Raw genomic sequence first — 23,634 nt, 5'->3', positions numbered from 1 at the left:
AAGCAGGGCGGGATGTTGCGTTCCACGGCGGTGTTCAGCGTGATGACCTTCATCTCGCGCATCGCCGGCTACCTGCGTGACTGGCTCCAGGCCAGCCTGTTCGGGGCCGGCCCCGCGGTCAGTGCCTTCGTCGTCGCCTACCGGATTCCCAACTACCTGCGCCGGATCTTCGCCGAGGGCTCGTTCTCCTCGGCCTTCGTGCCATTGCTGTCGGAGCTGAAGCAAAAAGGCGACGACGAAGCGCTGCAGGATTTTCTCGATCACGTCGCCGGCGCGCTGCTGGCGGTGGTGGTCGTGGTCAGCGGCCTGGGCATCCTCGCCGCGCCCTGGGTCGCGCGGCTGTTCCTGGCCTTCGCCGACCAGTCCGAGTCCGTCCTGGTCCCGCTGACCGCGCAGATGCTGCGGATCACCTTCCCATACCTGGTGTTCATCTCGATGACCGCGCTGGCCGGCTCGGTGTTGAACAGTTTCAAGCAGTTCGGCCTGCCGGCGCTGACCCCGGTGCTGCACAACCTGGCGATGATCGGCGCGATGCTGTTCCTGGCCGGTTACCTGCAGGTGCCGGAGAAGGCGCTGGCCTGGGGCGTGCTGCTGGCCGGCATCCTGCAGATGCTGGTGCTGTGGCCGGCGATGTCGCGCCTGGGCCTGCGCACGCGCTTCAAATTCAACCTTCGGCACAAGGGCGTGCGTCGGGTGATGACCCTGATGCTGCCGACGATCTTCTCGTCCTCGGTCTCCCAGGTGAACCTGCTGGTGGGCACGGTCTTCGCGTCGCTGCTGGTGCCGGCCGCGCAGTCGTGGCTGTATTACTCCGACCGCCTGACCGAGCTGCCACTGGGGCTGTTCGGCGTGGCCATCGGCACGGTGATCCTGCCGCAGCTGTCGCGCATGCATGCCGACCGCGATGGCGACGGCTATTCGCGCTCGCTCGACTGGGGCCTTCGTATGGTCCTGCTGGTCGGCCTGCCGGCCGCGCTGGGCCTCGCGCTGCTGGCCGAACCGTTGACCGCCTCGCTGTTCCGCTACGGCCGGTTCACGCCCGAGGACACCCGCATGGTCGGTTACGCGCTGACCGCGATGAGCGTCGGCATCCCGGCCTTCATGCTGAGCAAGGTGCTGCTGCCGGCGTTCTATTCGCGCCAGGACACCAAAACCCCGATGCGCGCGGCGATCATCACCGTGGTTGCCAACGTGCTGCTGACGGTGCTGATCGTCACCCCGATGTGGTGGCTGGAGGTGCCCTTCGCGCACGCCGGCATCGCCGGAGCGACCGCCATCGCCGGCATCATCAATGCCTCCCTGTTGTGGCACTTCCTCAAGCGCGACGGCATCTACCAGGTCCAGCCCGGCTGGGGACGCTGGCTGGTCCGCATCGCACTCGGGCTGGTGGCGATGGCGATCACGGTGCTGGTCCTGCGCGGCTGGGTCGGCGACTGGTCCGCGATGGCCGGCTGGCTGCGCTGGGCCTACCTGCTGGGCGTGATCGCCGCAGGCGGCGCGGCCTACGGGGCGGTGCTGCTGATCGCCGGCCTGCGCCCGCGCCACCTGCGGCAGTAGCGGGTGCAAACCGGCATGAGCAGCCCCGGCAGTGATGGCCGGTCACGTTGGGCCGCGCCGCCCGGCGGCTATACTCCGCGACGATGAGCAAGCTGTTCAGGGATATCGAAGGCGGGACCCGGTGCCCACGCGGGAGCGTGGTCTGCATCGGCGCGTTTGATGGCCTGCACCGCGGCCATCGGGCGCTGGTCGGCCATGCGGTGGAGCGTGCGCAGGCGCTGAAGTTGCCCGCCGTCGCCCTCAGTTTCGAGCCGTTGCCGCGCGAGTTGTTTGCCCGTGGCGCGCCGCCGCCGCGACTGCTCTCGCCGCGGGCCAAGGCGGAAGGGCTGTGCGGGCTGGGCATCGATCAGGTCGGGCTGCTGCGCTTCAGGAAGCGCATGGCCTCGATGAGCGCGGAGGATTTCGTCAACGAGGTGCTGGTGCGACTGTTGCAGGCGCGCGAGGTGTGGGTCGGGCCGGGCTTCCAGTTCGGCAGGAACCGTGGCGGCGACCTGGCGCTGCTGCAGCGCATGGGCGCGCAGGCCAGCCCGGGCTTCACCGCGGGCGCGATCGAGCCGGTGACGCTCGATCGCGAGCGCGTGTCGAGCACGCGCATCCGCGAGGCATTGCAGGCCGGCGACTTCGCCACCGCGGCGCGGATGCTGGGCCGCCCGTACGCCATCAGTGGCCGCGTCGTGCGCGGCGCGCAACTGGGCCGCACGCTGGGCTATCCCACCGCCAACATCCGTTTTGGCGGCAAGACGCCGGCACTGTCGGGCATCTATGCCACCTGGGTGCACGGGGTGGGGGACGAGCCCATCGCCTCGGTGTCCAGCCTTGGCACCCGGCCGACGGTGAACGGCACGGAGCCGCTGCTGGAAGCCCACCTGTTCGACTTCCACGGTGACCTGTACGGTCGCCGGATCACGGTGGAGTTCGTCGCCAGGCTGCGCGACGAGGAAACCTTTGACGATCTGCCGGCCCTGACCGCGCAGATGCACCGCGACGCCGAGCAGGCGCGCGCCATCCTGACCCCTACACCGCGAGCCACTGCGTGAGCGATAAAAACGCCAATCCCTACAAGTCCACCCTGAACCTGCCATCGACCGACTTTCCGATGCGCGGCGACCTGCCCAAGCGCGAGCCGCTCACGCTCGCCCGCTGGGAGGAAGAAGGCCTGTACGCCCGCATCCGCGAGAACACCGCATCGCGCGAGACCTTCGTCCTGCACGACGGTCCCCCGTATGCGAACGGCGTGATCCACATCGGCCACGCGGTCAACAAGGTGCTCAAGGACATGGTGGTCAAGTCCAAGCTGTTGTCGGGCTTCGATGCGCCCTACGTGCCGGGCTGGGATTGCCACGGCCTGCCGATCGAGATCGCGGTGGAGAAGAAGTACGGCAAGGTCGGCACCAGGCTGGACGCGGTCGAGTTCCGCCAGAAGTGCCGCGAGTACGCGGCCGAGCAGATCGAACTGCAGCGGACGGATTTCAAGCGCCTGGGCGTGATCGGCGACTGGGACAACCCGTACCGCTCGATGGATTTCAGCTACGAGGCGGGCATGCTGCGCTCGCTGGCGAAGATCATCGAACGCGGCCACCTGGTGCGCGGCTCCAAGCCGGTGCACTGGTGCTTTGACTGCGGCTCGGCGCTGGCCGAGGCGGAAATCGAGTACGCCGACAAGGTCTCCCCGGCGGTCGATGTCGCCTACACGGCGCTGTCGGCGGAAAAGTTCGCGACCCGCTTCGGCGCGGTCGCCGATGCCGACGTGCAGGTGGCGGTGCCGATCTGGACCACCACGCCGTGGACGCTGCCGGCGAGCCTGGCGATCAGCGTCGGCCCGGCGATCGATTACGTGCTGGTCGAAGGCCCGGCGCGTGCCGACGGTGGCCGTCGCTGGCTGGTCCTGGCCGAGACGCTGGCGGCGGCTGCCCTGGCCCGCTACGGCGTCGACGAGGTCATCGTGCACGGCCACGCCAAGGGCGAGGATCTGGAATCGCTGGTCGTCCAGCACCCGTTCTACGCCGAGCGCGAGATCCCGCTGCTGCTGGGTGAGCACGTCTCCGACGAGGACGGCACCGGCAACGTGCACACCGCGCCCGGCCACGGCCAGGAAGACTTCGCGGTCGCGCGCCAGTACGACCTGATCCAGCAGTACACCGCCGCCCAGATCAACCCGGTCGACGCCCGCGGCGTCTACCTGCCCGGCACCCCGCCGATGGGCGACACCGCGTTGGAAGGCAACCACATCTGGAAGGCCAACGACATCATCGTCGATGCCCTGCGCGGCACCGACGCGCTGCTGGCCGCCACCCGCACCGAGCACAGCTACCCGCACTGCTGGCGGCACAAGACGCCGGTCGCGTTCCGGGCCACGCCGCAGTGGTTCATCTCGATGGACAAGGCCGACCTGCGCGCCGACGCGCTGCAGGCGATCAAGGACGTCGCCTGGATCCCGGAGTGGGGCCAGGCGCGCATCGCCGGCATGGTCGAGGGCCGCCCGGACTGGTGCATCAGCCGCCAGCGCACCTGGGGCGTGCCGATCGCACTGTTCATCCACCGCATCAGCGGCGAGCCGCACCCGCGCTCGGTCGAGCTGATGTACCAGGTCGCCGCGCTGGTGGAGGCAGAGGGCATCGACGTCTGGTACTCGCTGGACCCGGCCAGCCTGCTCGGTGATGAGGCGGGCGATTACGAAAAGGTCACCGACATCCTCGATGTCTGGTTCGATTCCGGCGTCACCCACGAGTGCGTGCTCGCGCAGCGTCCCGAAGACGGGCTGCGCAAGCCCGCCGACCTGTACCTGGAAGGCTCCGACCAACACCGCGGCTGGTTCCAGTCCTCGCTGCTGACCGGCGTGGCGATGGACGGCGCCGCCCCCTACCGGCAGGTGCTGACCCATGGCTTCGCGGTGGACGCGGCCGGCCGCAAGATGTCCAAGTCGCTGGGCAACGTGGTCGCCCCGCAGAAGGTCATCGACGCGATGGGCGCCGACGTGCTGCGGCTGTGGATCACCTCGGCCGACTACCGCAACGAGATGTCGGTCTCCGACGAGATCCTCAAGCGCAGCGGCGACGGCTACCGCCGCATCCGCAACACCGCGCGCTTCCTGCTGGGCAACCTGCACGGCTTCGATCCGGCCACGCAACTGATGCCGGTCGACGAGATGGTCGAGCTGGACCGCTGGATCGTACACCGCGCATACGGCCTGCAGCAGCGGATCGTGGACGCCTACGCGGCCTACGATTTCCCCGAGATCGTGCAGATCCTCGCCAATTTCTGCAGCGTCGACCTGGGCTCGCTGTACCTGGATGTCACCAAGGACCGCCTGTACACGATGCAGGAGAACTCGCCGGGCCGGCGTTCGGCGCAGGCGGCGATGTACCGGATCGCCGAGGCGTTCGTGCGCTGGATCGCGCCGATCCTCAGCTTCACCGCCGAGGAGATGTGGAACCACCTGCCGGCCGTGACCGCAAACGGATCGCGCGAGGGCAATGTGTTGTTCGCCACCTGGTACGACGGTCTGGCCCCGTTGCCGGACGACGCGCCGCTGTCGGCCGACGACTTCAAACGCCTGCTCGCCCTGCGCGAGCAGATGAGCAAGGTGCTGGAGCCGATGCGCGCCGAGGGGAAGATCGGCGCCGCGCTGGATGCCGAGATCGCCCTGCGCTGCGGCGTCGCCGACCAGAATTGGCTGTCGCCGTTCGTCGATGAGCTGCGCTTCCTGTTCATCAGCGGCGACGTTTACATGTCCTCCAACGATGCGGCGTCGGAGATCGAGGTGATCGCCATACCCAGCACCAAACCCAAGTGCGGGCGATGCTGGCATCACCGCGAGGACGTCGGCACGCACGCCGCGCATCCGACCCTGTGTGGCCGCTGCGTGGACAACGTGGACGGCAACGGCGAACACCGGAAGTGGTTCTGATGGCGGCCGTTGACGCAACGCCGGGCGTAAGGCCCAACGCGCTGGTCTGGCTGGCGCTGTCGGCCGTGGTGATCGTGCTCGACCAGGTCAGCAAGGCCTGGGTGCTCGCCTCGCTGCCCGAATACACCGCCGTGCCGGTGATCGAGGGGTTCTGGAACTGGTACCGCACCTACAACACCGGCGCGGCGTTCAGCTTCCTCAGCGATGCCGGCGGCTGGCAGAAGTACTTCTTCGTCGTGCTCGCCGCGGGCATCAGCGGCCTGCTCGGCTACTGGCTGTGGCGCACCCCGCGCGGCGACTGGAAGACCGCGCTGCCGTACGCGCTCGTCATCGGCGGGGCGATCGGCAACGTCGTCGACCGACTGATCCACGGGCACGTGGTCGACTTCATCCAGTGGCATTGGCAGGACTGGTACTGGCCGGCCTTCAACATCGCGGACGCCGCAATCGTCGGCGGCGCCATCGGTATCGCGCTGTTTGGCCTGCTGTCCGGACGAAAGGCGTAAAATCAACGGCATGGACCTGATTCTTGCCAACCCCCGGGGTTTCTGCGCCGGCGTCGATCGCGCCATCGAGATCGTCAACCGCTCGCTGGAACTGTTCGGCGCGCCGATCTACGTGCGCCACGAAGTCGTGCACAACAAGTTCGTCGTCGACGACCTCAAGCAGCGCGGCGCGGTGTTCGTCGAAGAGCTCGACGAAGTGCCCGACGGCGCGACGGTGATCTTCAGCGCCCACGGCGTCTCGCGTGCGGTGCGCGCCGAGGCCGACCGTCGCGGGCTGAAGGTGTTCGACGCGACCTGCCCGCTGGTGACCAAGGTGCACCTGGAAGTCAGCCGCGAGTGCCGAGCCGGCCGCGACATGGTGCTGATCGGCCACGCCGGGCATCCGGAAGTGGAGGGCACCATGGGGCAGTGGAAGGCCAGCGACACCAGCGGCCGGATCTACCTGGTCGAGAACCTGGAGGACGTGGCCACCCTGCAGATCGAGCAGCCCGACCACGTCTCCTACACCACCCAGACGACGCTGTCGGTGGACGACACCCGGGCGATTATCAACGCCCTGCGCGAGCGCTATCCGCTGATCCAGGGGCCGAAGAAGGACGACATCTGCTACGCCACCCAGAACCGTCAGGACGCCGTGCGCGACCTGACCCGCGAATGCGACCTGGTGCTGGTGGTGGGCTCGGTGAACAGCTCCAACTCCAACCGCCTGCGCGAACTGGCCGACCGCGAGGGCGTGGAGGCCTACCTGATCGACGGCGCCGAAGAGATCAACCCCGACTGGCTGGTCGGACGCCGCAAGATCGGCATCACCGCGGGCGCCTCCGCGCCGGAGGTGCTGGTGCGGGGGGTGATCGACCGCCTGCGCGAATTGGGCGCCGGCAACCTGATGGACCTCAAGGGCGAGCCGGAAAACATGGTGTTCGCGCTGCCCAAGGAGCTGCGGCCGCTGAAGGCGTAACCACACCGAGCGCAACCGTCGCCAAGGCTCCAGCCGCGGCGACCCGGTTTGACCGGGGTCCAGCGGACGCCTACAATTCCGCCTCTTTGCCGCAATAGCTCAGTTGGTAGAGCAACTGATTCGTAATCAGTAGGTCGACGGTTCGATTCCGCCTTGCGGCACCAGATGCAAAGCCTCGGCCCCGCCGGGGCTTTTTGCATTTCTGTTCACGTGGTTGCGTGCGCTCGTGCAGGTGGCCGGAACGGTGGCACTGATGCCGTTGGTGAGGTGACGCATAATCATTTGCGGCACAGCGTGCACTCGGCGCGCCTTTCGGGGAATCGGACATGCAGCATCGCTTCGCGCTGGACACGGCGAACATCGCCATCGTGGGTCTGGGGTATGTCGGCCTGCCGCTGGCGGTGGAATTCGGCAAGCAGTACGGCACGGTCGGATTCGACACGCATGCCGGACGGGTGGAAGCCCTGGCTGCCGGCCACGACAGCACGCTGGAAGTGGAACCCGAGTTGCTGGCATCGGCCACCCGGTTGCGCTTCACCACGAGGCTGGAAGACGTCGCCTCCTGCAATGTCTACATCGTCACCGTGCCTACGCCCATTGACGCCGCAAAGCGGCCCGACCTGACGCCACTGATCGCGGCCAGCGAAGCGATTGGCAGCGTCCTGCGCGACGGCGATACCGTGATCTACGAGTCGACCGTTTACCCCGGTTGCACCGAAGAAGTCTGCGTGCCGATCCTGGAACGCTTGTCGGGCTTGCGATTCGCCAGCGAATCCGGCGTTGGCGCTTTGCCTCCGGCTGGCACAGGGGTGTTCTTCGCGGGCTACTCACCCGAGCGCATCAACCCCGGCGACAAGGCGCATCGGGTGACCAACATCCTCAAGGTCACATCGGGATCCACGCCCGAAGCGGCGGACTTCATCGACGCGCTGTACGCGAGCGTCATCACCGCGGGTACCCACAAGGCCAGCTGCATCAAGGTGGCCGAGGCCGCCAAAGTGATCGAGAACACCCAGCGCGACCTCAACATCGCGCTGGTCAATGATCTTGCGATCCTGTTCAACAAGCTCGGCATCGACACGCTTGAAGTTCTGGAAGCGGCGGGGACGAAGTGGAACTTCCTGCCGTTCCGGCCCGGGCTCGTGGGCGGCCACTGCATCAGTGTCGATCCGTACTACCTGACCCACAAAGCCCAGGAAGTCGGCCACCACCCCGACGTCATCCTCGCCGGACGCCGCACCAACGACGGCATGGGCGCGTATGTGGCCAGCGAAGTGATCCGCCTGCTGGTCCACAAGGGCATCAATCCGGTTCGCGCGCGCATCCTGATCCTCGGACTGGCGTTCAAGGAGAACTGCCCGGACCTGCGCAACACGCGCGTGGTGGACATCGTTGCCGGCCTCAAGGGGTACAACGCCCAGGTCGACATCTGCGACCCATGGGTCGACGCCGCGCACGCACTGGAAGAATACGGTTTGGTGATGGTCGCCCCGAAGCACGGCGTCTACGACGCGATGATCGTGGCGGTAGGCCATGACGAGTTCCGCGAGTTGGGAGCGGACGGGGTCCGCGCATTTGGCAAGCCCGACTCGGTCATCTACGACGTGAAGTACGTGCTGCCGCGGGAGGCGGTGGACGGTCGGCTGTAGCGGCTCGGCTTTCAATCCAAGGTCACCGCCAAACTGCGACACAGTTCCATTGCGTATGGAACGTGCTAGCTTCCACCTGCGGGCATCAAGCGCGGCTTTTGTGACCGGAGTCCCCCACGTCCGGTCAGCTGCAGGGGCGTCCCGCGCCACTGTTTTTATTGCTACCCATCCGGGAGGGGACACCATGGAAGTAGTTCAGCCAGCACGCGCATTGCTCGCCGTCGCGGTTTTGTCGGCTTTGGCCTCGCTGGCCTCTGCGCCGGCAATGGCGCAGGAAGCCCGCGGGGATGCGCCGGAGCAACGCGCCACCACGCTTTCGGGCATCACGGTTACCGCGCAGAAGCGCGAGGAAGCGCTGCAGGACGTGCCGATCGTGATCAACGTGCTCGATGAGCAGTTGCTGCAGGACGCGGGCGTGCACGACATCAAGGACATGCAGGTGCTGGTGCCGGGCCTGACCGTGACCAGCACCCAGAGTGCGGCGCAGACCACCGCGCGCATCCGCGGCATCGGCACGGTGGGCGACAACGCCGGGCTGGAGTCGTCGGTCGGCATCGTCATCGATGGCGTATACCGATCGCGCAACAGCGTCGGCTTCGGCGACCTGGGCGAGGTGGAGCGCATCGAGGTGCTGAAGGGCCCGCAGGGCACGGTGTTCGGCAAGAACACCTCCGCCGGCGTCATCAACGTCATCACCCGCCGCCCCAGCTACACCCAGAGCGCGGAGGGCGAGCTGACCGTCGGCAACTACGGCCTGTTCGGTGTATCCGGTGCCTACAACGACGCGCTGGGCGAGAACGCCGCGTTCCGGGTGTTTGCCAACAAGCGCAAGCGCGACGGCGTGGACAACGTCAAGTTCGGCGCCGGTCCACGCACGCAGGACGACGACGGCGACCAGAACTACCACACCTTCCGCGGCCAGCTGCTGCTGGAGCCGACCGACAACCTGGCGATCAATTTCGTCGGCGACTTCAGCAGCCGCGAAGAGAATTGCTGCATCACCGTGACCACCGACCGCGGCCCGACCGCGGCGATCATCAACGCGCTGACCCCGGGCGGGGAGGGCGTGATCCCGGTGGTCGACCTGGACCGGCGCCTGGGCTACGCCAACCGGCCGACCACCCAGGACCTGAAGGACAAGGGCGCGGCGATGAACATCGACTGGGTGTCGCCGTGGGCCAACGGCGCGACCATCAGCTCGATCACCTCGATGCGCGACTGGAAGGCCATCAACGGCCTGGACTTCGACTACAGCGCGGCCGACATCCTCTACCGCGCGCCGGACGAGGACGAGTCGCTGACCCAGTTCGAGACCTTCAGCCAGGAACTGCGCATGACCGGTTCCAGCGACCGGGTGGACTGGATGGTCGGCCTGTTCTATTCCGACGAGGACCTCAACCGCAACGATTCCTACCGCTTCGGTCCGGCGTATGAGCCTTACCTGTCGACCCTGGTCGGCAGCCAGGTCCTGGCCGGCATGGCCACGCAGCTGGCGCCCTTGGGATTGACGGTCAATCAGGCCAATCCGGCACTGTTCCTGTCGCAGGTCAGCGGCAAGCCCTTTGGCACCAACTTCACCGGCCTGGCATCACTGGATGAGCACCGCCAGAACGCCAAGAGCATGGCGATCTTCACCAACAACACCTTCCACGCCACCGATCAGCTGGATGTCACCGTGGGCCTGCGCTACACCCACGAGAAGAAGGACCTGCACTCGATTTACGACAACCCCAGCGGCAGTGTCGGTTGCGGGGCGACGCTGGCCAATCCGGCCGCACGCGTCGGCGGTGCCCTTGCCGGACGGATCAACGGTTTCAGCACCTTGCCGCCGGCGATGCAGGGGCAGATCCTGGCAGGCCTGGTGCCGGCGATCGCGCCAACCGTCGCCGGTTACATGTGCCTGCCGTGGGCCAACATCGCCCACGACGGCCGCGACGTGAAGCAGTCGCGCACCGAGAAGGAGTGGTCGGGCACGTTCAAGCTGGCCTACAAGTGGTCCGATGACGTGATGACCTACGGCTCGGCCGCGCGCGGCTACAAGGCCGGCGGCTTCAACCTGGACCGCGTGCAGTCGGCCAACGGGCTGTCGAGCGGCGTGCAGGGCATCACCCCGGTGGATGACACGTCCTTCCCGGGCGAGTTCGTGGACAGCTACGAGCTGGGCCTGAAGACCAACTGGATGGAAGGCAACCTGCTGTTCAACGCGGCGCTGTTCTACCAGAAGTACAGCGACTTCCAGCTCAACAGCTTCCTGGGCACCAGCTTCGTGGTGCGCTCGATCCCCGAGGTGGTGTCGCAGGGCGTCGAGGCCGACGTGATGTGGCAGACCGCGATGCGCGGGCTGACCATGCAGGGCGGCCTGACCTACGCCCAGACCGAGTACGGCAACGACCTGCTGCCCGACCCGGACCTGGCGCTGCTGCCGGGCAACACCATGAGCTTCGCCCCGCGCTGGTCGGGCAACGCCTCGGTGACGTATGAGTGGGACATGGGCGCCGACCTGCTGGGCCGCTTCAACATCGGTGGCAAGTACATGTCCAAGTTCAACACCGGCTCGGATCTGGACCCGCAGAAGATGCAGGACGGCTTCGGCCTGGTGAATGCACGCCTGGGCCTGGGCCGGCAGGACAAGCGCTGGATGGTCGAGGTGTGGGGCCAGAACCTGACCAACGAAACCTACAAGCAGGTCGGTATCGATGCGCCGATCCAGCCCGGCTCGTGGAACGCGTTCCTGGGCGCGCCGCGGATGTACGGCATGACCTTGCGCGTGCGCTACTGATCCGCGGGTAATGCGCCGCCGCCTGCAGCGATGCGGGCGGCGGTTTTTTTTGCCGGTTCGCTTGCGCGCGTGCGACCGGGGCGTGGCTCAGCGCGCCGAGAGCAGCCTGCTGCCCGGCGGCTCGACCATCGCGGCTGTTGCCAGCTCAACCCGGTTGCGGCCGTTGCGCTTGGCCTGGTACATCGCCGCGTCGGCGCGTGCCAGGACGCGTTCGTAGTCCGGATGGCCGTCGTGCACGGCCACGCCGATGCTGGCGGTGACCGGGACCTTGCTGCCGTCGCTCATCGTCACCGGTGAGGCGGCGATGCGCTCGCGCAGCTCGTCGGCGATCGCCACCGCCTGATCCGCGCTCACCGAGCCGAGCACCATCACGAACTCCTCGCCGCCGAAGCGGAACAGGTAGTCGCTGCTGCGCGTGTGCTGGGCGAGGTTGGCGGCCACGTGCTGCAGGGCCCGGTCGCCGCCGTCGTGGCCGTGTGCGTCGTTGATCGCCTTGAAGTGGTCCAGGTCCAGCAGCAGCACCGAGAACCCGCCGGAGGACTCACTGGCCAGCGCCACCTCGCGCCGCAATACGGTCGGAAGGAACCGCCGGTTGAGCAGGCTGGTGAGCGCGTCGCGACCGGCCTCCAACGCGCCGATGTTGTCGAACAGCATGCCGATCAGCGCGCGGGTCTGGGCCAGCTGCGCGCGGATGGACGGCAGCGACGTCGACGGATTTTCCCCGGGACTGCTGACCAGATCATCGATGGAGGCGATCAGCGCCGACACCTGCCGCGTCTCCGCAGTGTCGCCGAAACTGGGCAGGCCCTTGTGGCTGAACCACAGGCCGAACTCGGACTGGGCGAGCTGCGGCGCTGTGCCAACGTCGACCGGGGCGCTGGCGTACCGGTAGAGCAGGGCGTTCTCCCAGTCCAGAAGCAGGGCGCGCTGGCGCTCGCGCTCGGTGCCGATGTTCTGGATCAGCGAGAACATCCGGTACGACGCGTCCAGCCGGGTCGAGCGCTCGCGGGCAACGGAGTAGGCGTGGCTCATCATCTCCAGCGCCAGGTCGAACAGGTCGCTGACCAGCGCGATGGTGGCGCTGGCCAACTCCGGCGGCGCGACATTGATGATGTGCCGGTACAGCTGGTGCTTGAGCATGCGCGTGCCGCGGATCACCAGGTCCACCGGGATGCCAATCCGTGCGTGCACGTCGCCGATCAGGCGCTGCTCGGCGATCTGCGCGTCCACGTCGTCAGGGCCGGAGGTCAGCAGGTTGGTTATCCAGCGCAGCATCGAGGGTTTGAGCCGGCTCTGCACCTGCTCGGACGACAGGAAGCGGCTGGCGCGCGGGTCATCCAGCATCCCGGCATAGAAGTGCTCGGCCAGCGACGGCGGCGCGGAATGCGCCAGTTCGCGCAGCAGCGCCACCTGTTCCTGCGCCACGTCGTCGAGCAATGCATGCCAGGCGTCTGCGACCTGGGTGTCCTGCACCGTGGTCGCGGTGGAGCTGCGGGTCGAGGATGTGTTCATCATGGCGCGCGTGGAAAGGTCCGCCATTGTCCTTTAAAGGGTCGCGCGAATCATCGTGACGCAGGTGGGCGGTATAGTGCCGCCATGAGCAAAGACGTTACGGATGCGGCACTTGAGGCACTCGCGCGCCAGGTGGGTCAGGCCGCCCGGGACAACCACCACCGACTGGCGACTGCCGAGAGCTGCACCGGCGGCTGGATCGCCAAGACGATGACCGACATTGCCGGATCGTCGCACTGGTTCGACTGCGGCATGGTGGCCTACAGCTACGAGGCCAAGCAGGCGATGCTCGGCGTGCAGGCGATCACGCTGGAAGAGCATGGCGCGGTCAGCCGGGAGACGGCGATCGAGATGGTGTCGGGCGCGCTGGTGCATTCCGGCGCCAGCCTGGCGGTCGCTGTCACCGGTATCGCCGGCCCCGGCGGCGGCGTGGACGACAAGCCGGTCGGAACCGTGTGGATCGCCTGGAAGCGACGCGGCGGCTACACGACCGCACTGGTGTTCCACTTTGACGGCGATCGCGATGCGGTGCGTCGGCAGACGGTGGCGGCGGCGCTGCACGGGCTGCTGGATCTGGCGATGTAGGTTTTTGCCGCTCGCTGACTTGTAACGGGTGAGTGCTTGTTAGTAGTATTACTACTAATGAACGCACTCACCGAAACCCAGCACACCATTCTTGCCCTGATCGCGGACCGCATCGCGGTCGAAGGCATGCCGCCCTCGCAGACCGAGATCGCCCGCGCGATGGGATTCTCCGGGGTCCGCGCCGCGCAATACCATCTGGAAGCGCTGGAGCAGGCGGGAGCGATCGAGCGCCTGCCGGGCAAGGCGCGCGGCCTGCGGGTGACATCCTCCGGCGTGGCGATGCTGGGCGGCGATGACGACGGCGGAGACGGGGTCGATGCCGCGGTCGATTCCGCAGCCATCCGCGCGCGCGAGGAGGACGCGTTGCTGTTGCCGGTCCTCGGCCGGGTCGCCGCGGGCGCACCCATCGGCGCGGACCCCAATGTGGACGAGCACGTGCTGCTTGACCGCAACATCTTCTTCCCGTCCCCGGACTACATGCTCAAGGTCCAGGGCGACTCGATGCGCGATGAGGGCATCTTCGATGGCGACCTGATCGGCGTGCACCGCACTCCCGAGGCGCGCAGCGGCGAGATCGTGGTGGCCCGCATCGATGACGAGATCACCGTCAAGCTGCTGAAAATCGGCAAGGACCGCATCCGGCTGCTGCCGCGCAACCCCGACTACCAGCCCATCGAGGTCATGCCCGACCAGGACTTCGCCATTGAAGGGCTTTACTGCGGCCTCGTTCGCCGGGGCCGGTAGTGCCGCAGCCGTACGCATTGCCGGTTGTCCGTTGCACGCGTGAGGCAATTTCCGACCGCCGTACCGGCGCGGCGCCGATGGCCGACAATGGCCGTCTCACCTAATTTCCCAATCACGGTCGCGGTCGCAGCGTGTGCGACGGCCTCCCACTACGCTGGATTCATTCACTGATGGCAACAAGGAAAACCCCAATGGACGAGAACAAAAAGCGCGCTCTTTCCGCGGCCTTGGGCCAGATCGAGAAGCAGTTTGGCAAGGGTTCGGTCATGCGCATGGGCGACCGTGTCGTCGAGGCCGCCGAGGTCATCGGCACCGGTTCGCTGATGCTGGACATCGCGCTCGGCATTGGCGGCCTGCCCAAGGGCCGCGTGGTCGAGATCTACGGTCCGGAGTCCTCAGGCAAGACCACCCTGACCCTGCAGGCGATTGCCGAGTGCCAGAAGATGGGCGGCACCGCCGCGTTCATCGACGCCGAGCACGCCCTCGATCCGACCTACGCCGCCAAGCTGGGCGTGAATGTCGAAGACCTGCTGCTCTCGCAGCCCGACACCGGTGAGCAGGCGCTGGAAATCGCCGACATGCTGGTGCGGTCCGCCGCGGTGGATATCGTGGTGATCGACTCGGTCGCGGCGCTCACCCCACGGGCCGAGATCGAGGGCGAGATGGGCGACCAGTTGCCCGGCCTGCAGGCCCGCCTGATGAGCCAGGCCCTGCGTAAGCTGACCGGCAACATCAAGCGTTCCGGCACCCTGGTGGTCTTCATCAACCAGCTGCGCCACAAGATCGGCCAGATGATGCCGGGCCAGAGCCCAGAGGTGACCACCGGCGGCAACGCGTTGAAGTTCTACGCCTCCGTGCGCCTGGACATCCGCCGCATCGGCGCGGTCAAGAAGGGCGACGAGATCATCGGCAACCAGACCCGCATCAAGGTCGTCAAGAACAAGATGGCGCCGCCGTTCAAGCAGGTCATCACCGAGATCCTCTACGGCGAGGGCATCTCGCGCGAGGGCGAGCTGATCGAGATGGGCCTGGAGGCCAAGCTGGTCGAGCGCGCTGGCGCCTGGTACAGCATGGGCGAGGAGCGCATCGGCCAGGGCAAGGAGAACGCCCGCCAGTACCTCAAGGACAACGTTGAACTGGCCGAGCGCCTGGAGGCCGAGATCCGCAAGCGTCTGGTGCCCATCGAGATCGTCAAGGCGGAAGCCGCGGCGGCGGGTACGGAAGACGAAGAGGATGCCAAGGACGCCAAGGTCGGCAAGCCGGCGAAGGGCGCCAAGGCCGAGGTCTGATCGGGCCGTGTGATCCGATCGATGCAGGGCAATGCAGGACGAAAGCTCCAACGATGAAGGCGGCGGAGGCCTGTTCGATACCGAACCAGGCCGCACGACCGGCCGGCGACGCAAGCGCGAGCCGGCCACACCGCTGCAACGCGCGCTGGGCCTGCTGGCCCGGCGCGAACACTCGCGCAAGGAACTGACCACCAAGCTCACCTCGCGCGGACTGGATGCGCGCGAGGTCGAGGCGGCGGTGGACAAGCTCGCCGACGCCGGCTGGCAGGATGACAACCGGTTTGCCGAGAGCGTGGTCCGCAACCGCACCGGCAGCGGCTACGGGCCGATCCACATCCGCGCGGAGCTGCGCATGCACGGCCTGGACGATGACGCGATCGCCGCGGCGCTGGATACCTTCGAGGGCAGTTGGGTGGAGAACGCCCGCGATCTGGTGACTCGCCGTTACGGAAACGCGATCCATGACGACATCGCGGTGCGTCGCAAGGCCGCCGACACCTTGATGCGGCGGGGGTTTTCCGGCGACGTGGTCCGCGCCGCGACGCGCTTTGATCCGGACGATTCGTTCGGCTGCTGAACCCGTCCCTGATACGCTAAGCGGCTTGCGGGGACCGGCGTCGAGTCCACGCACAGCCCTTTGACTTCCCGTGCCAGGCATGAACGCTCCCAAGTCCAGCTCCAGCCCGCCCAGCTCCAACCAGATCCGCCGCGATTTCCTCGAGTTCTTCCGCGAGCGCGGGCATACGATCGTGCCGTCGGCGTCGTTGATTCCGGCCAATGATCCCACCCTGCTGTTCACCAACTCCGGGATGGTCCAGTTCAAGAACGTGTTCTTGGGCAGCGAGAAGCCGGGTTACGTGCGCGCGGCCGACGTCCAGCGCTGCCTGCGCGCGGGCGGCAAGCACAACGACTTGGACCAGGTCGGCTACACCGCCCGCCACCACACCTTCTTCGAGATGCTCGGCAACTGGTCGTTTGGCGACTACTTCAAGCTCGACGCCATCAAGTGGGCGTGGGAGCTGCTGACCGACGTGTGGGGCCTGGACCCGCAGCGCCTGCTGGTCACCGTGTACCAGACCGATGACGAGGCCTATGCCATCTGGCGCGACGCGATCGGCGTGCCCGAGGACCGCATCATCCGCATCGGCGACAACAAGGGCGCGCCGTTTGCCTCCGACAACTTCTGGCAGATGGCCGACACCGGGCCGTGCGGGCCGTGCACCGAGATCTTCTACGACCACGGCGAGCAGCACTTTGGTGGCCCGCCGGGCTCGCCCGATGAGGACGGCGACCGTTTCATCGAGATCTGGAATCTGGTGTTCATGCAGTTCGACCGCCAGCCCGACGGCACCCTGGCGCCGCTGCCGGCGCCCTGCGTGGACACCGGCATGGGCCTGGAGCGGCTGGCCGCGATCCTGCAGGGCAAGCACGGCAACTACGAGATCGACACCTTCCAGCACCTGATTGCCGCCGCCGCGCGCCTGACCGGCACCCAGGATCTGGACAACAAGTCGCTGCGGGTGATCGCCGACCACATCCGTGCCTGCGCCTTCCTGATCGTCGATGGCGTGTTGCCGTCGAACGAGGGCCGCGGCTACGTGCTGCGCCGGATCATCCGCCGCGCGTTGCGCCACGGCTGGATGCTGGGCCAGAAGCAGCCGTTCTTCCATTCGATGCTGCAGCCGCTGATCGAAACCATGGGCGAGGCGTACCCGGAGCTGGAAGCCCAGCGCGGGCTGATCGAGCGCGCGCTGCTGGCCGAGGAAGAGCGCTTCGCCGAGACCCTGGATGCGGGCATGCGGATATTCGACGAAGTAGCGGCCGGTTCGGGCGGCACCATTCCCGGCGCGGACGCGTTCCGCCTGTACGACACCTACGGCTTTCCGGTGGACCTCACCGCCGACATTGCGCGCGAGCGCGGACTGACCGTGGACATGGAAGGCTTCGACGCCGCCATGCAGCGCCAGCGCGATACCGCGCGGGCCGCCGGCAAGTTCGGCAACACCGCGACCATGCCGGCCGAGCTGGCGGGGCAACTGTCGCCGACGCGGTTCCTTGGCTACGACTGCGTGGAGGCCGAAGGCCTGGCAGTCGTCGGCCTGCTGCGCGATGGCCGCGCCCTGGACCGGATCGAGGCAGGAGAGGAAGCGGTCGTCCTGCTGGCCGACACCCCGTTCTACGCAGAGAGCGGCGGCCAGATGGGCGATGCCGGCGAGCTGGTCTCGGCCGGAGCGATGTTCGACGTGCGCGACACGGTGAAGTTCGGCGGCCAGTTCCACGGCCACGTCGGCACCCTGCGCAGCGGCGCGCTCCGCCCCGGCGACAAGGTGCACGCGCGGATCGAGTCGACCCGTCGCGGCGCCATCGTGCTCAACCACTCCGCCACCCACCTGCTGCACGCCGCCCTGCGCGACGTGCTCGGCACGCACGTCCTGCAGAAGGGCTCGCTGGTCGCACCGGATCGGCTGCGGTTCGACTTCTCGCACTTCCAGCCGGTGACGGCCGAGGAATTGGCCGTCATCGAACGCAAGGTCAACGCCGAGATCCGCGCCAACCACGAGGCCGAAGTGCACCAGATGGGCATGCAGGAAGCGCTGGATTTCGGTGCGATGGCGCTGTTCGGCGAGAAGTACGGCGATCAGGTGCGCGTGCTGCGCATGGGCGAGACGTCAACCGAGTTGTGCGGCGGCACCCATGTCAGCCGCACCGGCGACATCGGGGTGTTCAAGATCCTGTCCGAGGGCGGCGTGTCCGCCGGCGTGCGCCGCATCGAGGCGGTGACCGGGCAGGGCGCGCTGGACCATATCGACGCGGAGGAAAAGCGCCTTCGAGACGCCGCGCAGCTGTTGGGCGGCAGCCCGGCGGACATCACCGACAAACTGCGCAGCCTGCTGGAGCGGCAGAAGAAGCTGGAGCGCGAACTGGAAGCCGTGAAGGCCAAACTTGCCTCCGGCGCGACCGCGGATCTGGCCGGCTCCGCGGTCGACGTGGACGGCATCAAGGTGCTGGCGGTGCGGCTGGAAGGCTTCGAAGCGAAGGCGCTGCGTGACGCGCTTGATCGCCTGCGCCAGCAGTTGGGTGACGCGGTGGTCGTGCTCGCCGGCGCGAAGGACGGCAAGGTCAGCCTGGTGGCAGGCGTCAACGGCGCCGCGGCGGGCAAGGTCAAGGCCGGCGAATTGCTCTCCCACGTCGCAACGCAGATCAATGGCAAGGGCGGCGGACGACCCGACATGGCGCAGGGCGGCGGCGAAGACCTGCCGATCTTGCCAAGTGTGCTCGACGGCGTTGCCGATTGGGTGCGCGAGCGGGTTTCCTGACCGCTGCCTGACTTGTACGGGTCAGCATGACTTCTTTCCATTGTGACAAGTGTCCGGACAAGCCGATAATCATCGTTTACCCAGTAGCGACTGTTTTCGGGGTTCCGGGAGCATGGCTTCGGTGCAGGCGCACCGGCACAAGGAGAATTGGACAATGCTTATCCTGACGCGACGCGTCGGCGAAACCCTGATGATCGGCGACTCGGTGACGGTCACCGTGCTCGGCGTGAAGGGCAACCAGGTGCGAGTCGGCATCACTGCACCCAAGGACGTCGCGGTTCACCGCGAAGAGATCTACCAGCGCATCCAGCGGGGCGAAGATGCGGCCACCGGCAGCGACACCGCGGTGGAAGACCCGGCGGACTGACAAAAGGTTTGCCGCGGGGACGATCAGCCGTTATGCTTCCCGCCCGCATCAATGATGTGGACCGCGGAGAGTTGCCCGAGTGGCTGAAGGGGCTCCCCTGCTAAGGGAGTATGGGGGTTAAACTCCATCGAGGGTTCGAATCCCTCACTCTCCGCCAATCTTCGCAACACGATCGGCAGGGATTGACGGGTTTCAGATTCATCGTCATAATTCTCCGATTACGCGCCCGTAGCTCAGCTGGATAGAGCACCAGGCTACGAACTTGGGGGTCGGAGGTTCGAATCCTTCCGGGCGCACCAAACAAAACGAAAGGGTCGATGAGTCCAACTCATCGGCCCTTTTGCTTTAGATAGAACCCGTGATAGCGGTCGATGCTGTACCGGGGCGCGAACGGCAGCCGCAGATGGCGCTCGAACGATTCCCAGCGGTCGACGACGGTGTAGTCCAGCGCTGACATTTCCTCCAGGAATTGCGGCACCGCGCTGACCCGGTACGGACAGATGGCGGTCCCCAGGTTCTGCAGGGTGAAATAGCTGAGCTCCGGATGCATCGGGGTGAGGTTGACCACCACATGCGCCGGCGCCCGCGCCAGCCGGCTCAACAGCTCCGGCAGGCTGTAGTCCAGATACTGCAGCGCGCCGCTGGCAATCAGCACATCGCGGCCATCGGCATGTGCCACTTCGGAGGAGAAGGCGAGCTGGCGCCATTGGTCGTGGTCGCGCGCCCATTGACGCCCGGCATCGACCACGCTTGGCACGTCGTGGACCAGCCAGTGCAAATCGGGCGGGTAGTCCAGGTAGCGCCGCAGCGCGTAATAACTCACGCCGATGTGGCCGCCCAGGTCGAACACGCGGCGCTGGCCAGCCGCGAGCAGGCGCGACATCCAGTGCAGCACCGGGTAATCGCTGACCGTCAATCGGTGCAGGCGACTGCGGTAGAGCTCGCCGGCGGCGGCTGTGTCATAGGTGTTCGGCAGGACCTGGGGCGCGGCCGCCATCGCCGCCTCGAAACTGGGATAGACGCCCAGGTACGTGTTGCCCTGGCGCTCCCGTACGAACCGGCGACGGTAGACGGGTTCGGCCACCAGACGGATGCCGGGCAATTCCGCGGCCTCGTTGGCCATGCGGCGCAGGTTGCCCGCGATCGGGTGCGGCGCGATCGGATGGGGGGCTTTGGCTGCCATTGAGGCGGTCGTCCATCGCGGGAGTTTCCCTGTCTTACGCGGTTTCCGCCGTGCGCCGGACACCTCGCAGCTGCCGCCCGTTGTGGCCTGCGCGCTGCGCTCACGGCGTTGTCCGCAGACAGGCGACAAAAACGAGGCGCGTATGTCGGACAGTGAGGTGGACGATGACCGGGCCGGTCCGAATCCGGACAGGTTCGGGCTGAGGGCCGCCTTCCGGACCGCGTTGCCATCTGCGGACTGGCCGTCCGGGTCGTCGGCGCAGGTGGCGGTGGCGCTGTTCGAACTGGCGGACTGGATGACCTGGCTGGACGATGCCGCGCTGCTGCTGGACGCGGGTGATCTTGCGCGCGCGCAGCGCCAGCGTCGGCCGCAGGACCAGGACCGGCTGATCCTTACCTACGCGCTGCACAGGCTGCTGCTGGGCGCGCGGATGGGTGTGGATGCGGTGGCGGTTCCGTTGCTGCGCGATGCGTTGGGCTGCCCGCGGCTGCAGGACGCGGCGATATCCACCAGCCTCACCCACGCCGGGCGCTGGGTGGCCGCGGCGGTAACGGGCGCCGGGCCGGTGGGCGTGGACATCGAGCCGGCCGAACGAACGGCGGTAATGGCGAAGATCGCCAGCCGGGTATGCCACCCCAACGAACTGGCCGCCCTGGCGGGCATGGACGTCGCGGCTTACAGGCGCGCGCTGCTCGCGCTGTGGGTGCGCAAGGAGGCCCTGCTGAAGGCCGCGGGCGTCGGCATGGCACGGGAAATGGACACCTTCGAGGCTCCGGATGAAAGCTCCCAGCCGCTGTCGCCTCCGGAGCCGCAACTGACCCACCTGCAGATGCTCGATATCGGGCCGGAGCTGGTGGGCGCGATCGCCGCGCCGCCGGGGGCGAGCGTGGAAACCGTATGGATGCGCCATACGGTGCCGATGGATCGGCACTAGCGGCCGGATGTGGCAGCGCGCAGCGTTGGCTACAGCACGGGTGAACCGGAAGCCGGTACGGGGGGATGCAGTGAAACCTCAGGTGTCGAGCGCGAAGAGTCGCGCAGCGTTGTGGCTTTGGTTGTTGGAGTCCTGCGTGCTCATGGTCGTGGTTGCCGCGGCCGCGTGGTTGCGGTTCATGCGCGACTCGGACTCCTACCTTTTCTTCCTGGGCACCGCGCCGGTGCGGATCCTGGTGGTGGCGGCATTCATCACTACGGCCATGGCGGCGTTCGGCTTGTACCAGGTGCACGTGCGGCACAACCGGACCGATTTTGTCCTGCGCCTGGTGCTGTCGTTCGCCTTCGGCGGCGTGGCGCTGCTGGTGCTCTATTACCTGGTGCCGGCCGCCTACATCGGACGCGGCGTTCTGGCCCTCGCCCTGGCGTTGGGGCTGATGCTGATATTCGCGCTGCGGCTGGTGATGCAGAGCTTGGGACACATCGAAACCTTTCGGCGCCGGGTGCTGGTGCTGGGCGCGGGCCGCAACGCCAACCTGATCAATACGCGGCTGCGGCGACGCAGCGATCGCCGGTCATTCTCGCTGGTCGGGTTCGTGGCCGTGCCCGGGCAGGAGGTGGTGGTGGCCGACGCCGTGGTGCTTGAGGACGTGATGGGGCTGGCCGATCTGGCGCGCCGCCTGCAGGTGCACGAGATCGTTGTCGCCCTCGACGAGCGCCGCGGCGGAATGCCGATGGAGGCCATGCTGGCGTGCGTGCAGCGCGGCGTGTCGATGACCGACCTGTCGACGTTTTTCGAGCGTGAGGCGGGAGTGGTGACGATGAGCATCGCCGACCCGTCGTGGCTGGTGTTCTCCGGCGGGTTTGACCATTCGATGCCGCGGCGGCTGACCAAGCGCCTGTTCGACCTGCTCGCTGCGGGGGCGTTGTTGCTGGTGGCGTGGCCGGTGATGCTGGTGGTGATGGCCTGCGTGTGGGTCGATAGCGGCGGTCCGGTGCTGTACCGGCAGACGCGCGTCGGCGAGGACGGCAGCGCGTTCGAGCTGGTCAAGTTCCGCAGCATGCGCGCGGACGCGGAGCAGAGCGGCGTGGCGCAGTGGGCGTCCGCGGACGACAAGCGCAGCACTCGGGTGGGCCGGTTCATCCGGATGACGCGGCTGGATGAGCTGCCGCAACTGTTCAACGTACTGCGCGGTGACATGAGCTTCGTCGGGCCGCGTCCCGAGCGGCCGCAGTTCGTCGACCGCCTGAACCAGGACATCCGCTACTACAACGTCCGCCACTGCATGAAACCGGGGCTCACCGGATGGGCGCAGCTGCGCTATCCGTACGGCGCGTCGGTCCGCGATGCGGAGGAGAAGCTCAAGTTCGACCTGTTCTACGTCAAGAACCACGGCCTGCTGTTTGACCTGATGATCCTGCTGCAGACCGTGGAGGTGGTGCTGTTCCGGCGCGGTGCGCGTTGACCGCTCGGCACGGCATCATCGCGCCGCGTGCGCCGGCGCCGTACCGCTCACCTTCAAGGGATGCAGCGGCGAGTTGTACCAGTCGACCAGCTGGCCGTCCTCGAACCGCAGCCAGGAAGGGCCGTAATCCCAGCGGTTGCCGTTGACGGCAAGCGGCTTGCCCTGGATCAGGATCACGCTGGCCGTATCCATTCCGGGTTCGAGCAGGCGACGGCGCGCCGGGGCCGCCGCCATGTCGGCGGCTTCGGACGTGAGCGCGCCGGCCATGCCGGATGCGATCGGCGTTGCGCCGTCGGGCGCGGCCGGTGCCGTACCGAGGAGGTCGGTGGGGATCGTTGCCTTGACTGCGGTGTCCACCTGCCGGTCCCAGGCAAGCGCGAGGAACAGCATCGTCGCCGCCAGAACGCCGGCGAAGGCGAGCGGCCATTTCGTGGGCGTCGGGCGGAGCCGGGAGAGCGGGGCCGGGTCGCCTGCCATGGCCGGCGCCGGACCGATTGCGCGCTGCCCAATGAATGGCTCGACGCTTGCGTGGGCGGTGCGCCCTGATGGCGGCGTCGATACGGGACGGTCTGTCAGCGAGCCGGGCAGGCGGCCGTGCCGGCGGTGGAAGCGCACGGCGGTGGAATACAGGCGCAGCAGTTCGGGCAGTTCATCGTTGTCGTCGATACCCGCATTCCGGTCCGGATGGATCCGGCCGATGCGTTGCCGGTAAGCGTGACGCAACTCTGCGAGCGTGCACCCGGGGCGCAGGCCGAGGCTTGAGTAGAGCTGGCTGAAGTCGGTTTTCATCGAACTGCCGCGATCCACTTTCGCCCGGACGCGCCATCGTGGCGTCCCTGACCGAAGGAATTCAAGCGCAGGCGCCGCGACACGCGGTCCGTT

Annotated in this window: 18 protein-coding genes and 3 tRNA genes; 18 read left to right on the top strand and 3 right to left on the bottom strand. The window is 67.3% G+C overall.

Annotated elements, in window-relative coordinates; genetic code table 11:
• Positions 1–12 precede the first annotated feature (12 nt).
• The 8 genes from murJ (at position 13) to INQ41_RS08980 (ending at position 11,356) form a co-directional block, all read left to right on the top strand.
• Positions 13–1,557 (top strand): murein biosynthesis integral membrane protein MurJ, encoded by a 1,545-nt coding sequence (gene murJ / locus INQ41_RS09015; protein WP_193983804.1) that lies wholly within the window; start codon positions 13–15, stop codon positions 1,555–1,557.
• Between the two features lie 83 nt (positions 1,558–1,640).
• A complete protein-coding gene (locus INQ41_RS09010; RefSeq protein ID WP_193983803.1) occupies positions 1,641–2,594 on the top strand; it encodes a bifunctional riboflavin kinase/FAD synthetase in 954 nt (317 codons plus the stop codon).
• A 59-nt stretch (positions 2,595–2,653) separates the two neighbouring features.
• The gene (gene ileS / locus INQ41_RS09005) at positions 2,654–5,464 is read left to right on the top strand and encodes an isoleucine--tRNA ligase (RefSeq protein WP_228076800.1); all 2,811 of its coding nucleotides are present in this window, start codon (positions 2,654–2,656) and stop codon (positions 5,462–5,464) included.
• Entirely contained in the window at positions 5,464–5,970 is a 507-nt protein-coding gene (lspA, locus tag INQ41_RS09000) for a signal peptidase II (RefSeq protein ID WP_193983799.1), read from the top strand. Before ileS ends, lspA begins: the two co-directional genes overlap by 1 nt.
• Before the next feature lie 10 nt (positions 5,971–5,980).
• Complete coding sequence (gene ispH / locus INQ41_RS08995) at positions 5,981–6,928, top strand: 4-hydroxy-3-methylbut-2-enyl diphosphate reductase (RefSeq protein ID WP_193983797.1); 948 nt, start codon at positions 5,981–5,983, stop codon at positions 6,926–6,928.
• An 88-nt stretch (positions 6,929–7,016) separates the two neighbouring features.
• Positions 7,017–7,092: transfer RNA gene (locus tag INQ41_RS08990), tRNA-Thr, on the top strand.
• A 162-nt stretch (positions 7,093–7,254) separates the two neighbouring features.
• On the top strand, positions 7,255–8,577 hold the full coding sequence (locus tag INQ41_RS08985) for a nucleotide sugar dehydrogenase (protein ID WP_193983795.1): 1,323 nt from the start codon (positions 7,255–7,257) through the stop codon (positions 8,575–8,577).
• A gap of 184 nt (positions 8,578–8,761) precedes the next feature.
• The gene (locus INQ41_RS08980) at positions 8,762–11,356 is read left to right on the top strand and encodes a TonB-dependent receptor (protein WP_193983793.1); all 2,595 of its coding nucleotides are present in this window, start codon (positions 8,762–8,764) and stop codon (positions 11,354–11,356) included.
• An 87-nt stretch (positions 11,357–11,443) separates the two neighbouring features.
• On the opposite strand, the gene INQ41_RS08975 is transcribed toward INQ41_RS08980, so the two are convergent.
• Positions 11,444–12,868, bottom strand: coding sequence for a diguanylate cyclase (locus tag INQ41_RS08975; RefSeq protein ID WP_193983791.1), 1,425 nt, complete (start codon positions 12,866–12,868; stop codon positions 11,444–11,446).
• Between the two features lie 84 nt (positions 12,869–12,952).
• On the opposite strand from INQ41_RS08975, the gene INQ41_RS08970 reads away from it, so the two are divergent.
• From INQ41_RS08970 to INQ41_RS08935, 8 genes are all read left to right on the top strand, one after another.
• Positions 12,953–13,453, top strand: coding sequence for a CinA family protein (locus tag INQ41_RS08970; protein WP_193983789.1), 501 nt, complete (start codon positions 12,953–12,955; stop codon positions 13,451–13,453).
• A 57-nt stretch (positions 13,454–13,510) separates the two neighbouring features.
• On the top strand, positions 13,511–14,197 hold the full coding sequence (gene lexA / locus INQ41_RS08965) for a transcriptional repressor LexA (protein WP_193983787.1): 687 nt from the start codon (positions 13,511–13,513) through the stop codon (positions 14,195–14,197).
• Positions 14,198–14,388: 191 nt separating this feature from the next.
• Positions 14,389–15,486: a recombinase RecA gene (gene recA, locus INQ41_RS08960; RefSeq protein ID WP_228062459.1), complete on the top strand. Its 1,098-nt coding sequence runs from the start codon at positions 14,389–14,391 to the stop codon at positions 15,484–15,486.
• A gap of 70 nt (positions 15,487–15,556) precedes the next feature.
• Entirely contained in the window at positions 15,557–16,063 is a 507-nt protein-coding gene (recX, locus tag INQ41_RS08955; protein WP_407074267.1) for a recombination regulator RecX, read from the top strand.
• Between the two features lie 79 nt (positions 16,064–16,142).
• On the top strand, positions 16,143–18,803 hold the full coding sequence (alaS, locus tag INQ41_RS08950) for an alanine--tRNA ligase (RefSeq protein ID WP_193983783.1): 2,661 nt from the start codon (positions 16,143–16,145) through the stop codon (positions 18,801–18,803).
• Between the two features lie 154 nt (positions 18,804–18,957).
• Complete coding sequence (gene csrA / locus INQ41_RS08945; RefSeq protein WP_193983781.1) at positions 18,958–19,170, top strand: carbon storage regulator CsrA; 213 nt, start codon at positions 18,958–18,960, stop codon at positions 19,168–19,170.
• Positions 19,171–19,235: 65 nt separating this feature from the next.
• A tRNA-Ser gene (locus tag INQ41_RS08940) sits at positions 19,236–19,327 on the top strand.
• Between the two features lie 65 nt (positions 19,328–19,392).
• A tRNA-Arg gene (locus INQ41_RS08935) sits at positions 19,393–19,469 on the top strand.
• A 29-nt stretch (positions 19,470–19,498) separates the two neighbouring features.
• Here INQ41_RS08935 and INQ41_RS08930 read toward each other — a convergent pair.
• On the bottom strand, positions 19,499–20,353 hold the full coding sequence (locus INQ41_RS08930) for a TIGR04325 family methyltransferase (protein WP_193983779.1): 855 nt from the start codon (positions 20,351–20,353) through the stop codon (positions 19,499–19,501).
• 142 nt (positions 20,354–20,495) lie between these two features.
• Between INQ41_RS08930 and INQ41_RS08925 the strand changes: the two genes are divergently transcribed.
• Both INQ41_RS08925 and INQ41_RS08920 read left to right on the top strand, forming a co-directional pair.
• A complete protein-coding gene (locus INQ41_RS08925) occupies positions 20,496–21,287 on the top strand; it encodes a 4'-phosphopantetheinyl transferase family protein (RefSeq protein ID WP_193983777.1) in 792 nt (263 codons plus the stop codon).
• Between the two features lie 142 nt (positions 21,288–21,429).
• On the top strand, positions 21,430–22,752 hold the full coding sequence (locus INQ41_RS08920; protein WP_228076799.1) for a TIGR03013 family XrtA/PEP-CTERM system glycosyltransferase: 1,323 nt from the start codon (positions 21,430–21,432) through the stop codon (positions 22,750–22,752).
• Between the two features lie 15 nt (positions 22,753–22,767).
• Here INQ41_RS08920 and INQ41_RS08915 read toward each other — a convergent pair whose 3' ends face one another.
• Positions 22,768–23,541 (bottom strand): J domain-containing protein, encoded by a 774-nt coding sequence (locus tag INQ41_RS08915; protein ID WP_193983774.1) that lies wholly within the window; start codon positions 23,539–23,541, stop codon positions 22,768–22,770.
• Positions 23,542–23,634 lie beyond the last annotated feature (93 nt).

Source organism: Lysobacter ciconiae, from assembly GCF_015209725.1.
Lineage (GTDB): Bacteria > Pseudomonadota > Gammaproteobacteria > Xanthomonadales > Xanthomonadaceae > Novilysobacter > Novilysobacter ciconiae.
This window is presented reverse-complemented; position numbering and strand designations above follow the sequence as displayed.